Below are 15,846 nucleotides of genomic sequence, written 5' to 3'. Positions count from 1 at the left end.
TATATAAACTTACAAACAAAAGAAAAAGTTATGTCAAATCCCAGGTATGAAACTGAAGTCTTAATAATTGGAAGTGGCCCGGCTGGCTCAACTACTTCCGCACTCCTTAGTAATTATGGTGTAAAGAACATGGTCGTGACCAAATACGGTTGGCTAGCTAACTCACCAAGAGCACATATTACCAATCAAAGAGCCATGGAGGTATTTCGTGACCTGGGCATCGAAGAGGAAATAATTCAGAAAGCAGTTCCTCAAGAATTAATGGGGAATAATGTTTTTTGCACCAGTCTAGCAGGTGAAGAACTGGGGCGATTATACTCTTGGGGAAATCAACCTAACCGAATGGCTGATTACACTTTAGCAAGTCCCACAAAAATATGCGATATACCACAGAATTTGGTAGAACCCATTATTGTAGGCGCTGGGGCAAGAAAAGGTTCGAAATATAAATTTGACACTGAATACATCAGTCACGAACAAGATGAAGCAGGAGTAAATGTATTGTGTAGAGATCGGCTATCAGGAGAGGAATTTAGCATTAGAGCTCAATATTTAGTAGGAGCAGATGGCGGAAACAGTAAGGTAGCTGAAAATTTAAACCTACCCTACGAAGGTGAAATGGGAGTAGGCGGCAGTATGAACATTGTCTTCAAAATGGATCTGACAAAATATGTTGCCCATAGGCCTAGTGCACTCTATTGGGTTATGCAGCCCGGATCAAACGTAGGCGGAATCGGTATGGGCTTGGTTCGCATGGTGAGGCCATGGGATGAGTGGCTTATAGTTTGGGGCTACGATATTAATGACGGACCTCCTGAAGTAAATGATGATTTAGCTAAAGAAATCGCCATCAAACTCGTAGGTGACGACAGCATTCCGATCGAAATATTACAAACCTCCACCTGGACAGTCAATCACTGTTATGCAACCAAAATTTCAGACGGGAAGGTTTTCTGTATGGGAGACGCTATTCACAGACACCCACCCTCAAATGGATTAGGCTCTAACACTTCTATTCAAGATGCCTTTAATTTAGCATGGAAATTGGCATCAGTAGTGAAAGGTGAAGCAAATGAAGGCATACTTGATTCCTATCAAAAAGAAAGAGGCCCCATTGCAAAGCAGATAGTGGACAGAGCTAACAAAAGCATAGAAGAATTTGGTCCCATTTTCCAATCCCTAGGACTAGGAGATAACATAGAACCGGAGCAGATGAAAGCCAATATGGAAAAGCTGAAGGACAACAATCCTGCTTCAGAGCAACAAAGAGAAGATTTAAGAAAAGCAATCGCGCTAAAGTCGTATGAATTTAACTGTCATGGGGTAGAATTAAATCAACGCTATACCTCTAACGCTATTTTCTCGGATGGAACTGCTGAAGAAGAGTATTTACGGGACCAGGAATTGTATTACCAAGCATCCACAAGACCGGGAGCACATTTGCCCCATGTTTGGTTGGGAGACAATGGACATCAAATATCTACTTTGGACGTATCTGGAAAAGGCAAATTCACGCTATTTACAGGGATAGGTGGGGAAGAATGGATTCAATCAGCAATAGAAATAAGTAAATCTCTAAATATAGACATAAAGGTGGTGCAAATTGGACCCGATAGAGATTATACAGATTTGTATGGAGAATGGGTAACAATCCGTAACATCAAAGACTCCGGTTGTTTACTAATCCGACCGGACTTTCACATCGCATTCAGAGCTACAGAAGTTCGCAAGGATGCAAAAGAACAATTATTTAACGCGCTAAATCAAGTCTTAGGACTTTAATAATATGAAAATAGTTCCACAAATATCAGCGAAAGAAGCAGCTCAAAAAGTAAAAAATAATGATACTCTTTTATGCGGAGGTTTTGGCATGACGGGAGCTCCCGTTCACTTACTGCATGCTCTTGCTGAAACTGACACAAAAGGCTTGACTTACATCGGCAATAACGTGGGTGAGCCGGGTTTGGGCGGAGACAGATTGTTGACCAATGGTCAATTAAAAAAGATGATTGGCTCCTACTTTACCAGCAATCCAAACGCTGTTAAGTGGGCGCAGGAGGGCAAGGTAGAGTATGATTTACTACCGCAAGGAACATTAGGCGAAGCCATCAGAGCTGGAGGCATGGGCATTGGCGGTTTCTACACTCCGACTTCAGCTGGAACAGTTTTAGCTGAAAAGATGGAAACAAAAACAATTGGTGGAATAGAACAAGTATTTGTAGAGGGAATTAGAGGAAATATCGCTTTTGTACGGGCCTGGAAAGCAGATACAGCGGGTAATTTGACCTATCGGATGACGGAACAAAATTTCAATCCTGCTATGGCTACTGCTTGTGATTTGGTGATTGCAGAAGTTGAAGAAATTGTACCGGTAGGTGAGCTAGACCCTAATGAAATTCATACACAAGCCTGTTTTGTTGATTTTCTAGTAGAAGCCAAATTACAAAAAGAACATCTTGGTTCTTCCGCTTCAGTCGGAAGCAAAAAAGCCGGTGAAGACCGGATGAATATTGCAAGAAGAGCTTTGAAGGAATTAAATAGAGGGCATATCGTAAACTTAGGAATTGGTATCCCCACTTTAGTGGCAGACCTAATCAAAGAAGAAGACGGAATAATTCTTCATACTGAAAATGGCATGCTAGGCGTAGGGCCAGAACCTACCGATGGTACAGGCGCTATGGTAAATCCTGTAAATGCAGGCAAGATACCCGTGACTGCAGTGAAAGGAGCCAGCTATTTTGATACCGCCACCTCTTTTGGCATGATCAGAGGAAAGCATGTAGATGTGGCCATTATGGGAGGATTAGAAGTAGACAGCCAAGGAAATTTAGCCAATTGGGCTGTACCCGGAAAGCCTTTATTGGGCGTAGGTGGAGCAATGGATTTAGCTTCTGGTTCTAAGACGCTCATCATTACCATGAACCATACCAATAAAGATGGAAGTCCGAAGCTCGTTAAAGAATGTGCATTGCCCATTACCGCTATGAAGGCTGTAGATATCGTGATCACCGACAAAGCAGTATTTAAAATTGGTGAATCGGGCTTTGAGCTAATTGAACTGATGCCTGGAGTCAGTTTAGAAGAAGTGCAAAATTCAACTGGAGTGGAATTTATAAATAACTTAGCGTAAATTTAGACACTTAATAGCAAAGGTTAAGCTCCCTTCAATTGGTCTTTGCTATGAAAAAATGTCCAGTTTGAGGCACTGGAATTCTTATACATAAACTTTACTTTCAACATTTTTTACATAAAAAAAGCATATCTCAATCACTTGGGATATGCTCACTTCAATTTAGTCGGTTAATGACTATCGTTTATTTATCTTGCAAATAGTGCGGAACTGTAATAGGTTCCAGAGAACTTGTTAATTCCTCTCTCCTATTCTCAAAGAAAGGAGGCAATAATAATTCATGCCCCAACAAATCTTCGGGCTCATCTACTGCAAATCCGATATCTGAAGTTGCAAATTCAAATAATTGTCCGCCAGGAGTCCTGGTGTAAACGGAATGAAAATAATTTCTATCTTTTATCTCTGTAACATCTGTATAACCTGTTCCTTCAATATAAGCTTTCAATTTTGCGCTTTCTTCATCGTTACCTGTGGCAAAAGCAATATGGTGCGGAATACCCACTCCAAAAGTCCAACTTCCCTGCGGAAGATCCGGTTGATGATGCAATTCAATTACTTTTCTCGCTCCTCCATCTTTAATGTGGTATCTGTGATACTGTCCTTCTTGTCCAACTTTGTAGAATCCCAATATGTCGGTCAAGTATTTATCCATCATTTCAACCTCTCTTACAGAAAGAACAGCACTGTGGATTCCTTTAATACCATTCTCCTTAGAGATTTCATCTGTTTGCCATGCATTTCTGTTATCATTTGCATCTCCAAATACGCCAATCCCTACACCTGAGGGATCTTCAAAATGGATCATTTTTTGACCAAAACGCTCTAGGATACCTGAATTTTTTACCTTGTGTTTATCTAAATGCTCTTTCCAAAAAGGAATAGCATCTGGGTGCACAGAAAAGCCTGATACTTCAATTTGACCAGAGCCTTTTTTACCTGTTAAACCAGCCTTCTTAAATGGAAAAGTAGTCCAAACGGAACCTACTTCCGCATCAGCATTTGCATAATATAGATGATAAACACTTGCAGATCCATCAAATAGAACTGTTTGCTTGATCATTCTCATGCCCATTACTTGGGTCACGAAATCAATGTCTTCTTGGGCGCTACCCACGCTCACTGTTAAGTGGTGTAGTCCCGTAATATATTCGTTCGGATTCATAGTAGTAATATTTTAATTTACAACAGTGAATTTAACCAAAGATTATACAGCTTGTTCTACTATTTAAACAAATGTTTACTATTTGAACATAAATCTTAATCTAGTTTAAGATTCTGCCATTTTCCTTTTGAGCTTGCTTAGGAATTCTGGGGTGATGCCCATAAAGGACGCAATATATTTTTGAGGGACGATTAGTTCTAATCGGGGATGGAGCTTGACGAATTCTAGATATTTCTCTTCTGCCGTATAGGAGATATTTCTAATGATACGCTTTTGATGACTAATTAAAGCGTTCTGAAACAGCACTCTAAAATATCTTTCAAATGCAGGATGCTTTTGATTAAGATCTTCAAACTTCTCTTTACTTAACAAGTAAACCTCAGAAGGGACTAAGGCTTTAATCGCATAATTAGAAGCATGTTGATTAAAAATAGCATCTAAATCGCCCGTCCACCACATTTCCTGACCAAATTGGATGGCATGCACCTGCTCGTTACGGTCTTTAAAATAGGTCATCAGACAGCCCGATTTGACTAATACAAAGTAAACAGGGGACGATCCTGATTTAATGAGATGCTGGTTCTTAGCTAAAGAAATCAACTCAGCATTTTCAAAGAAATCACTAACAGCATCAGCACTAAGCGAGGCCTTTTCTATAAACTGGGATTTAATTTCTTCTTGAGTCATAAGAATAACAGAAGCTCACTTTAATCCTCCTACCATAACGATTGAAATATCAAGGAGCTAATTGATCTGTAAAGTACTTCAATCTAGTATAAAATACACGTATCCTCAAAGCCTCTGTCATTATTTTAAAATTCTAGCTTTCTCGATTGCCTACGATCATAGATGACCTTCCAAAACTCGAAAAGCAATGGAATATGCAGTTCTATTAGAGCTTACAATTACGAAGTTCTTAAATCTTAAGCGTCTCTTGCATTAATTCATCAGCTTGGTCCCAATCCATATTTACAATGGCAATAGAGTATAAGGTTGGCATCATCTTCCCATATTTTTCGCGTAGCAACAAATCGATGTCATTAAAAAGCAAGCCTTTTGTTTTTCCGATGACTAATGTCTGCGGATGCGTTTCAAAAGTACCATCTTTCAAGCGTTTACGCATTTTAGCCTTTTCAATCATTAAAGCATTCAGGATAAGCTTCTTCTCAATTAACAAATCAGTAATTTCAATTGCTTGCTCCTCATTATCTGTTACAATGTGTATAAGTACCATTTTCCACTAAGTTTAGGCTAACTATTTATTTAAATAAATTCTAAATAAAACGGATATTTATACATTTTGTTAAATACAACTTGAGAAATCTGTCCAGCGTATATTTCAAATTATCCTTCCCAATGGCATTTAAAGATTGTTAAATCTATCCCAGAAGCTAGTTTTATGTCATTTGGAGTCATACAATTGCTATTGAGCCCCTTCTTTACATTACTTGGTATTCATAAATTAGCCTGAATGATTTCAAAAATAAAACTAGACGAAAGGTCGTAATTGAATTCCCTTATTGGTTCAGTGTTTCAACTTGCAAGACTCCAGTATGAAAATCAAGGATAGTTTGTTGAAATAATAAAGTGAATTTTGCCTGCTCTAGATTAGCTTGTGCCGTGATTAAAGCTTGCTGTGCAATTGATAACTCTGAAAGATTCGCTATCCCTTCCGCATAGCGTTCATTTTGCATCTTATAGGCCTCTTGAGCAGAATTCAATGCTGATTCACTCACCTCTACTCTTTTTATAGCCGCATTGAAATTCAAATATGCGTTTTGAACATCTTGAAATATGCTTCTTTTAAGGTCCTCCACATCAAGTCGGCTATTGGCCAATTCTACTTGTGCTGTTGCAACTCTTGATTTGTTCACGTAATTGCTGAATAAGGGAATACTTAGGTTCAGTCCAACAGTATTATTGGGGTATAAATCAAATAACTGTTCACTAATACCAAGCGAATTCAAGGAGCTATATTGTGTCCCATATTGATAAAAAGCAGATAAGGTCGGCAGATAATTTGACTTCAAAAGATCAATATTTTTATTGGTCGCCTGGCGCTGCAAATCTAGTTGCTGAAGATCTGATCTATTCTGAATGGCTAACTCAAACAATTCTGATAATTGGTAAGCCTCGAGTGATGTACTTGCAGATCCAAAAGCTTCGGACACTTCATACTCTTCTAATAAATCAAGCTGTAAAGTCTGTGCCAGACGTGCCTTGTCCAATAAGTAAGTATTCTCTGTTTCTATAAAAGATAATTCCAATTGGTCTAAGGTAGCTTTTTGTGCGAGAGCATCTGCTTGGGGTCGTAAACCCGTCAAAACAAAGCCTTTTATTCTTTCTAGCTGATTTTTCTGATCTTGAATTGCATTGGAGGAAATCTCCATCAACTTTTTATCAAGTAATAGTTGCAAATATTGTTGTGCGATGTCAAATACTACTTGCTGCTTACTTCTTTCAATTGCACTCCTTTGAGCTTGATAGTTTAGATCGGCCATTTTGATTTGATTAAGTCTACCAAGTCCTCGGAAAATATCAACAGAAGCAGAAAGGTTTCCTGACAATCGGTTCGCCTGAACATTATTAATCTCAAAACCATCTTCCACCAGCTGAAACTGTTGCCCACCTTGACGCGCTGCTTGAACATTAGCTGAAACCGAAGGTAAAAAATCAATTTTCGATTGCGTTTCCTGCATGGAAAGAGCGCTCAATTGATTCAAATTCTTTCGCAACGCTATATTTTGTTCTAAACCAACTTTCATGGCCTCCTCAAAAGTTAATATTTTCGTGCTTTCCTGCGCTTGAACAGCAAAACAAATGAGCATAAAAGGGACTAGTAGTAGTTGTTTACAATACTGCATTTTTCGTTTCATTCAAATAGTCTTTAGTAATTGCACCATCTTCCAATTCGATTATCCTAGAACCGTATGATGCATTCTCTTCTGAGTGTGTTACTTGAATAATTGTAGTTCCTTGATTGTTAAGCTCTTGGAACAATTCCATTATAATTTTCGATTGGGAGGAATGTAGATTCCCGGTGGGCTCATCTGCTAGTAGAATTGCCGGTTTTCCAATTATAGCGCGTGCAACTCCCACCAATTGTTGCTGCCCTCCTGATAACTGTTCAGGAAAAAGATCCTTTTTGGCAACAATCCCAAATCTATCCAGGACTTCAGCCACCAAGCTTTTCCGCTCACTAGATTTTACACCTCGATATAATAATGGCGTTTCAATATTTTCATAGACTGTCAGTTCATCTATCAGATGATAGGCCTGAAAAACGAAGCCAAAATATTCCTTATGTAGTGCTGATTTCTTTTTATCATTGAGTGAATGAATCAAATTACCTTCCAAAAGATACTCGCCCTGAGAAGCATCATCCAGTAAGCCGATAATATTCAGTAGCGTAGATTTCCCAGCACCACTCGGTCCCATTATGGTTAGGAATTCACCTTTTTCAATGGTAAGGTCTATGCCCTTCAATATGAATTGTTTGCTAAATCGATTTGCGATTGATTTGTCAATATCTGAAAGTTGTATCATTTCTATATTTTTTAATGTGTTTTTTCAATTTGTGTGCCATTACCGATTACTTACTCTAAAAGCCAATGAAGGGCTTTATTCTTTCCGTTCCTGTTCAAAACCGGAAGGATACGTCCGAAATCGGACAATGATTTATGCATTTCATCAGGAATAATCATGTGCTAAATCTCTTTAAATTCACTGTAAATCTATTATTGAAGTCTCTGAATTTCATTTGCAAATAGTCCTTTCCTATTCTTTTTTCTTGACAAAAAAGAACCATCCGCCAGCTGGCGGACAAGAAAGTTTAATGCTTCCTCCCTCCAGCCCTCCGCAGGCCCGCTAAACTTTCCTCCCTCCCGCTTTTCCGAGTTCCTCGGAAGTGGTCGGGTTAATTCTAATTCAAGAAAACAAGACAACAACTAGCAATAAAACCTTGATATCAAAGCGCATCTTCTGATCAAAACCAGTCTCTCATAGTCCAGTTTTCGCAAAGTATTTTATCAAAAAATACACAATACTTGTAGAAAATTCAACATGCTATTAAGGCCAATTATTCATCTTTTAAAGTATCTGCTGGGTTAATTCGTAAAGATTTAATGGTTTGGAAGCTGATGGTGATCCAAGCAATACCTAAGGCTGCTGCCCCTGCTCCAGCAAAATAGTACCATGAAGGTTCAATGCTATAAGCAAAACCTTGCAGCCAGCTTTGTGCTGCCCAATAGCTAATAGGCAAAGCAATCACAATAGCGATCAGCACGATTTTAGTAAAATCGGCTGATAAAAGCCTTACAATCTGAAATCCCCCAGCCCCTAATATTTTCCTGATGCCAATCTCTTTTTGTCTGCGTTCTGCAGTGAAAGCCGCAAGTCCGAACAAACCTAAACATGAAATAATAATAGCTATTCCAGCAAAATATCGAGACAATAGAGATACTCTCTGCTCTGCCTGATATTGTGCTTGGTAATTCGTATCAAGAAACTCGTAATTTAGGGTGAATCCCGGGTTAAATTCTTTGTACAATGATTGTATCCCTTGAATCACTTCAGCTGGCCGACCTGCTTGCATTTTTACGAAAACGCTCAGCATAAAGCTCTTGTCAAAATGAAATAGCATGGGGGAAACCTCCTCATGTAAAGAAGAGAAATGAAAATCCTTTACCACACCGATGATTTGTTTTTCTTTGCCCCACATGGTCACTGTTTTGCCAATCGGATCTTCCAAACCCATCACTTTAATAGCCGCCTCATTAAAAATTATCTTTTCTTCTTCAGCTCCAAATTTTTCAGAGAAACTCCTCCCCTCTTTCATTTCTATGCCTAAGGTTTCAATCAAACCATAATATGCCCGTGCTTGCTCAAATAATATATTGCTATCGGGATTCTTTCCTTGCCAGGTGACACCGGTTGTAGAGGCGCCACTTTTCACTATGGAGTGTGTCGTAGCCGAAGCATGCTTTACACCCGGAACTTGCTTCAGCTGGTTAATGAAGGGTTCCAGTCGATCGGCTACCGTTCCTTCAATAGGAAATTTAATCACATAATGACGATCATAGCCCAGGTTTTTATCCTGCACATATTCAATTTGCTTGTACACCACCCAAACGGACACCAAAAGAATGATCGATATCACAAACTGAAAAACTACTAGACCCTTCCTAGTCCATAATTCGCCTGTAGAGGTGGTAAACTTACCTTTCAAAATACTTACAGGCTTAAAACCGGATAAATAAAGAGCCGGGTAGCTACCTGCAAGCAATCCTGTGAATAAAGTGATCATGATAGTGGCTAGCACTAAATCTACAGTCAAATCTAGGCTAAGCTGCTTAGCGGTAATAGCATTAAACTGTGGCAACAACACAAATACTAACAAATATGCCACTCCTAAAGAAATGAGCGTCAAGCTAATGGATTCTCCAAGATGCTGAAAAACCAAGTGCTTTCTACTAGCTCCCATGGTTTTCTTCACCCCTATTTCTTTTAATCGCCTTGAAGCACGTGCAGTACTTAAATTCATAAAATTGATACAAGCAATAGCCAATACAAATATGGCAATGATAGCAAACAATCTCACGTAGTTTATCCTGCCTCCTACTTCCTGCCCATTCTCAAAATTACCTTGTAAATACCGACTGGAATATTGCTTAAAAAAAGGCTCTACGTTTGTATTGGGTACTTTTTCTTTAATTATAGAGCCCACTTTGTTATTAACCGCTGCCACATCTGACCCTTCTACCAATTGCACTTGTGTTAGCGCAATATAATTGCCCCAGTGATTTCGTTCTGGCCCCATCAAATCGTCAATAAAAACTGTGAAAGGCAGTACAAATTCGAAAGATTCTGTAGTATTATCAGTTAAATCTGCGATAACTGCAGCAACCTTCGCCTGTCCTTTGAATTTTAGTATTTGCCACGCCAGACTTTCTCCAATGACATCAGTCGAGCCAAAGAGTTTTTTGGCAAGGGATTCAGTCAATACAATTCCCCTCTTATCTGATAAAGCTGTTTCTGGATTTCCTTTCAAAAACGGAAAAGAGAATAACTGAAAATATTCTGCTCCTGAAAATTTCCCTCTTGCCTTCATTTTATCTTCTCCCACAGATAAAGAAAACCCTTCTCCAAATTCATCTGCATCAGTATCTTCTACTGCTGTGATCACCTCAGGTATTTCCACTTCTAAGGCATCTGCTAAAAGTGCGGGTACATGGGGAGCGGATCGAATTTCTCCATTTTCTTCATGATGCATATAGACTTGATAAAGCTGAGAATCCTTCTCATGAAATTTATCCATAGAGAGTTCGTCAGTCACCCATAGGTAGATAAGCAAGGCACAAGCCATACCCGTGGAGAGTCCTAAAAGATTAATAAAGAAAGTACTTTTGAATCGTTTGAAATTGCGATAAATGATCAGTAGGTTATGTTTGAACATGGTAAGTGTTTTTATTAAAAAATTCAATCTTAATTGATTTTCCAATTAAGGTGCCATATTATAAAAAGTACCCATAAGACTTGAAAATGAAGACTTTGGGATAATGAATGTTCAAATTTGTAATTGTAACGCCCGATTTCGGGCATTTCAATTTTAATAAGACTTTGGTGGCCATTAAATCAGTAAGAGTTTGACTCACTATCATTCCTCTTTCAAAGTAATGGAGGGATTTATATTGTAGACTCTTAAGGTTTGGACTATAATGACCATAGCCGCAATGGCAACTAAGAGCAGAATTGGAATGACGAACATCCACCACACTAAATCAATTTTAAAGGCATAATTCAGCAGCCAATTTGATGAAAAATAATACAAAATCGGTAGAGAAATGATGGTAGCCAAACATATCATAATAGATATATCTTTACTAAGAAAGATGCTAATATCCCATCTTTCAGCACCTAAGATTTTCCTGATGCCAATTTCTTGGACTTTGCTTGAAGCGGTGTAATAAATTAACCCGAAAAAGCCAATGGTTGCAACTAAAATAGAAAGTCCTGCAAATAGAACAAAAGCTTTCATAAAAAGGTCATCTCTTTCGTACTGTCGGTTATAATATTGATCTAAATAAAAGTAATTGAAAGGATTCCCGGGGAAATTATTGCTCCAAATTGATTGCAAATTTAGCAAACTGCTGTGGTTAATCTTTTCAGATAATTTAAGATAATAATACTTTTCAGGATCAATTTTACCTTCGAAAATAATCGGTTGATAACGCTGATCCATCGCATATTGATGAAAATTATCAACCACCCCTATAATTGTTGGCGTTGAATTAATTCTATAATAAATTTTTTCTCCCAAGGCTTCCTCGGGCGTAGAAAAACCTAATAACTCGCTAGCCTCTTTATTGATGATTACAGAATTCTTAAAATTCAAATCGGATCCTGAGGATTTATTAAAAGTCCTTCCTGCCAACACTTCAATATTGAAGCTCGGTAAGAAATCTAAGTCGACTTGTGAAAATGCGTAAGTCCCAGCCTGGTCCTCATTCACTCCAAGCCTTCGAACATAACCTCTCGCCTTTCCCCTTATTTCTTTCCCAGGAATAAAATTGGCTAGTGTAACTCCGTCAATACCGCTCAACTTGTTGGCTTCAATTTTAAATGTGTTTACTTTTGAATTATAAATAGAATCATTTCCTGTGTTAATATTGGGGCCATTAATCACTAGGGTTTTATCAATATCAATTCCCAAGTCTTTACTTTTCATAAAGTTCATTTGCTGATATAAAATTAAGGTGCTGCCAATTGCTAAAACAGAGCAAGCAAACTGAAAGGTAACGAGTACTTTTCGCAACTGGCCTTTTGGTTTTTTGATAGCATTATTTAGTGCGTTATCTACTTGAAGTCTTGAAATATAAAAGGCGGGGTAAAAGCCTGAAAATAGAGTACCTATTACTAGCAAACCGAACAGAAGAATCTGAAACTGAAGATTATATAATTTCTGGAGCAAATCAATCTCAAGCAAATCAGCTAGGATAGGTTGAGTCACTATAATCAACAGGCAAGCTGCTAGTAAAGCAAAAGCATTAATTAAAAAGGATTCGATTAGCAACTGAAAGAATAGTTGAGTAGAGTTCGCCCAATAAATTTTGCGAATTCCTACCTCTTTGGTCCGATCGATTGATCGAGCGATCGAAAAATTGACATAATTGGTTGAAGCGATTACGAGAATAAGTACAGCTATAATGGTAATGATCCAGGTTAAGCTTTCGCTTCCATTTAAGGCAATCTCATTCGTTAGGTTAGATGCTAAGTGAATAGCTTGCATTCTTTGCAATTCAAGCTTCATATTATTATCAGATCTGTATTTTGTAACAATAGCATCCAATTCTTCTGCTATGTAAGGCTGCTTTGACAAATTCTTTAATTTTACGTAAGTATAGAAGCTATCTCCCCAATTTGATAACTGTTGTTCGAGATTATAATATAGATTTAAGGATATTAAAACATCAAACTTTAAGTGTGTATTGCTTGGTAGTTCTTCCAAAACACCCCCCACGACATGGGTGCTTCTTCTTACATATCTGCCATTTTCATAATATCCGTAAGCTCCTTCAATTTCAATTTCCTTTCCGACAGGATTGCTATCTCCGAAATACTTCTTCGCTACTATTTCTGTAAGCACTACCGCATTATTATAATTCAAGGCAGTGGTTGCATTTCCGTACTTAAAGGCAAAATTAAAAATATCAAAAAAAGAAGTATCCACCCCTAAGAGTCCTTCTTCTCTAAAAAATTTGTCTTCGTATTGCAAAACAGCATCACCAGGGGGAATATGAATCCGTGTAAATGATTCAATAGAAGCGTAGGAAGTATTGAGTTCGGTAGCTACAGCAGAAAAAGTAGTAGCACTTTCTCTCTTCTGTTGATCTGAGGTTTCAGTCGTTTGCTGAATTCGAAAAATTCTTTCATAATTGGTGTGGAATTTATCATAACTCCACTCCTTAGAAACATATTCGTAGATTAAAATGCAGGAGGCCAAAGCAATGCCAAGCCCCAATATATTGATCATGGAGAAAATCCAATTCCTCTTAAAATTCCTGTAGGCCAGTTTTATGAAATATATAATCATGATTGCGACTTAAAATACTGTTTAATTACTTTAGCAAAAGGACCTACATTACTCATCCTTTAAAACTTTTGCGGGGTTTCTGTTTGCTGCTTTCCACGTATGAAGAGAAACAATACTTATACTCAATACAAAAGCGATTATTCCTGATATGAAGTAAATACCCAGTGGCATTTCTATCCTAAATTGGAAATCATTTAACCAGTTGCTGATAAAATACCAAGCCGGATAAACAGCCAAAAGAAATGCCAAGCCGATAAGGACCACATACTCCTTCGAAATCAGCACGAGTATATTGGAAAGTGAGGCACCCATAACTTTTCGAATGCTAATTTCTTTGGTTCGCTGCGCAATGGTGAAAGAAGCTAAACCAAACAATCCCAAACAACTAATCAGAATGGCTATCACAGTAGCAAAAAGCAGTACTTTTCTCAATCGGACTTCACTTGTATAAAATTGCTCAACAGTCTCATCCAAAAATTGAAATTTTCTTGTTTCATTCGGATAAATTTTCTTAAAAGCCTGCTGCATGGCATCCACACTAGCTTTTAGATCTACATTTGGAGCAAGCTTAGTATTGACTGTAAATAAGTTCCGCTCATCATAGCCCAGCATCATGGGTCTAATGGCTTGATGCATAGATTGGGTGTGGATGTTAGGGATCACTCCCACAACCGAAAGATACATACTATCATATTCTACTTGCTTGCCAAGAGCAGCATGAGCACTTTCTAATCCCAGCTTTTCTACGGCCGCCTCGTTAATGACAATTTCAGATTGATCTAATGTATAATTTCTTCCTGCTAAAATCGGAACTTCATACAAGGACAGATAACTGGTATCAGCAGTTTTAAATTGCATGCTTACTTCTTCAGGAGCACCATTTAAATCATGTTCGACCGTGCTAGTCCACAATGATCCAGAAATCATCATATCGCTGCTTAAGCTGACTTTTTCCACTCCAGCAATTGCTTCCAATTCGTTTTTTAGTAATTTGGTTTTGTCTAAAGTCCCCTGAAAGGGTGTAGAAATATGCAAAACAGCTTCTTTATTAAAGCCTATATTTCGATTTAAAAGGAAATCAATCTGAGAATTTATGGCTAAAACGACAATGATAAAAGCAATGGAGGATCCGAACTGGAATACAATCAGATTTTTTCTTAAGAAATATTGAAAATTAGACTTCCGATGCCCTATTGACTTATCCTTCATTGCTTTTATTGGGCTATAGCCAGAAAGAATCATGGAAGGATAAAAACCAGACAATAGCAACACCACTATAGAAAGTACGATCAAAAATAGGGCATTATTGATATTCCAATAATCGAATTTAAAATCTGCAGGAAGAACCTCTTGAAAGTACGATGTAGCCAACTGACTTAGTAATGCAGCCCCAATAATGGCTAAGAGTATAATCACATAAGTCTCTACCAAAAACTGAGTAATCAGCTGTTTTCTAGAGCTACCCAAGGTTTTTCTAACTCCAACTTCTTTCGACCTCAATTTAGCCTGAGCAGTTTCAAGATTGATAAAATTGATACAAGCAATAAACAGAATAAAGAAACCAATTATAATCAAGCCGTTTAAAGTGCTTCTATCAGCTGAATTTCCACTGAATGTATCCGAAAAATGTAAATCCTCAAATGACTCAAATTCAAAATTGGTCGTCCAGTTGCCATCAGACTCAACGTATTTTTCTTTAATCGCAAGCAACTCATGCTCTGCTTTCTCTTTCTGATCTGCACCAAGCTTGACAAAAAGCTGAGCATTTGAACTTACGGATCCCCAGTCATCTACATTCCTTCGAGCTCTAATCTCTTTATTGCTCAATAGCGTCTCATAGGATATGAAATCCGTAAAAATTAAATCCGTTTTTTGTTTAACGTCTTCTACTACTCCAGTCACCACTACACGCAAGCTGTCGGTGTAGACTAATTCATTCCCTAAAATCTCGTTTAAAGGCTGCTCACCAAAATATTTTTTAGCCACGGAATTTGTTAGGACAACCGTATTAGGTTGATCTAAAGCACTAGAAGGAGAACCTGCTAACCAATTATATTCGAAAAGCGAAAAGTATTTTTCATCAGCAAATACCACCTTTGTACTGATTCCAAAGTTTTCAGTTTCATCCGCTGACTCCACCAGAAATCTGTAAGCACTAAAAATAGGAACTACTTCTTCTGCTGCAGACAGTTCATTTCGAACGGCTTCTACCAGCGGAATGGGAGCTCCCGGATTAGGCCACTCTTCCTGTCCATTACCCGTTACAGAGGTGATTCTATAAATTCGATCGCGATCCTCTTGATGAGTGTCGAAACTATATTCATAGCTCACTAAGTTATATACAACAAAGCAAGCTGCTATTCCAATGGAAAGTCCAATGACATGAATGAAGGACCTAAGCCCAAACTTTCTAATATTTCTAAATGCTATTTTTAAGTGATTTTTCAGCATGCGCTCATTTCT

10 protein-coding genes are annotated in these 15,846 nt (G+C 38.1%); 2 read left to right on the top strand and 8 right to left on the bottom strand.

The genetic code is table 11. The annotated features are described in order from the left end of the window. The first annotated feature begins 30 nt into the window (after nt 1-30). The gene (locus B9Y84_RS00565) at nt 31-1,782 is read left to right on the top strand and encodes an FAD-dependent oxidoreductase (protein ID WP_085515146.1); all 1,752 of its coding nucleotides are present in this window, start codon (nt 31-33) and stop codon (nt 1,780-1,782) included. A gap of 4 nt (nt 1,783-1,786) precedes the next feature. After that, the gene (locus B9Y84_RS00560) at nt 1,787-3,130 is read left to right on the top strand and encodes a 3-oxoacid CoA-transferase (protein ID WP_085515145.1); all 1,344 of its coding nucleotides are present in this window, start codon (nt 1,787-1,789) and stop codon (nt 3,128-3,130) included. A gap of 184 nt (nt 3,131-3,314) precedes the next feature. On the opposite strand, the gene B9Y84_RS00555 is transcribed toward B9Y84_RS00560, so the two are convergent. From B9Y84_RS00555 to B9Y84_RS00515, 8 genes are all read right to left on the bottom strand, one after another. Further along, the gene (locus tag B9Y84_RS00555) at nt 3,315-4,292 is read right to left on the bottom strand and encodes a ring-cleaving dioxygenase (protein ID WP_085515144.1); all 978 of its coding nucleotides are present in this window, start codon (nt 4,290-4,292) and stop codon (nt 3,315-3,317) included. 105 nt (nt 4,293-4,397) lie between these two features. Then, nucleotides 4,398-4,979: a Crp/Fnr family transcriptional regulator gene (locus B9Y84_RS00550; RefSeq protein WP_085515143.1), complete on the bottom strand. Its 582-nt coding sequence runs from the start codon at nt 4,977-4,979 to the stop codon at nt 4,398-4,400. A gap of 229 nt (nt 4,980-5,208) precedes the next feature. Continuing rightward, complete coding sequence (locus B9Y84_RS00545) at nt 5,209-5,526, bottom strand: hypothetical protein (RefSeq protein ID WP_085515142.1); 318 nt, start codon at nt 5,524-5,526, stop codon at nt 5,209-5,211. A gap of 283 nt (nt 5,527-5,809) precedes the next feature. Further along, nucleotides 5,810-7,168, bottom strand: coding sequence for a TolC family protein (locus tag B9Y84_RS00540; RefSeq protein WP_085515141.1), 1,359 nt, complete (start codon nt 7,166-7,168; stop codon nt 5,810-5,812). Then, entirely contained in the window at nt 7,143-7,838 is a 696-nt protein-coding gene (locus B9Y84_RS00535; protein WP_085515140.1) for an ABC transporter ATP-binding protein, read from the bottom strand. Before B9Y84_RS00535 ends, B9Y84_RS00540 begins: the two co-directional genes overlap by 26 nt. Before the next feature lie 532 nt (nt 7,839-8,370). Continuing rightward, entirely contained in the window at nt 8,371-10,746 is a 2,376-nt protein-coding gene (locus tag B9Y84_RS00525; protein WP_085515138.1) for an ABC transporter permease, read from the bottom strand. A 201-nt stretch (nt 10,747-10,947) separates the two neighbouring features. Further along, entirely contained in the window at nt 10,948-13,383 is a 2,436-nt protein-coding gene (locus tag B9Y84_RS00520; RefSeq protein ID WP_085515137.1) for an ABC transporter permease, read from the bottom strand. 48 nt (nt 13,384-13,431) lie between these two features. After that, on the bottom strand, nt 13,432-15,834 hold the full coding sequence (locus B9Y84_RS00515; RefSeq protein ID WP_085515136.1) for an ABC transporter permease: 2,403 nt from the start codon (nt 15,832-15,834) through the stop codon (nt 13,432-13,434). Nucleotides 15,835-15,846: the final 12 nt, after the last annotated feature.

The sequence above is a fragment of the Marivirga sericea genome, from assembly GCF_900177665.1.
In the GTDB taxonomy this organism is placed as follows: Bacteria; Bacteroidota; Bacteroidia; order Cytophagales; family Cyclobacteriaceae; genus Marivirga; species Marivirga sericea.
This window is presented reverse-complemented; position numbering and strand designations above follow the sequence as displayed.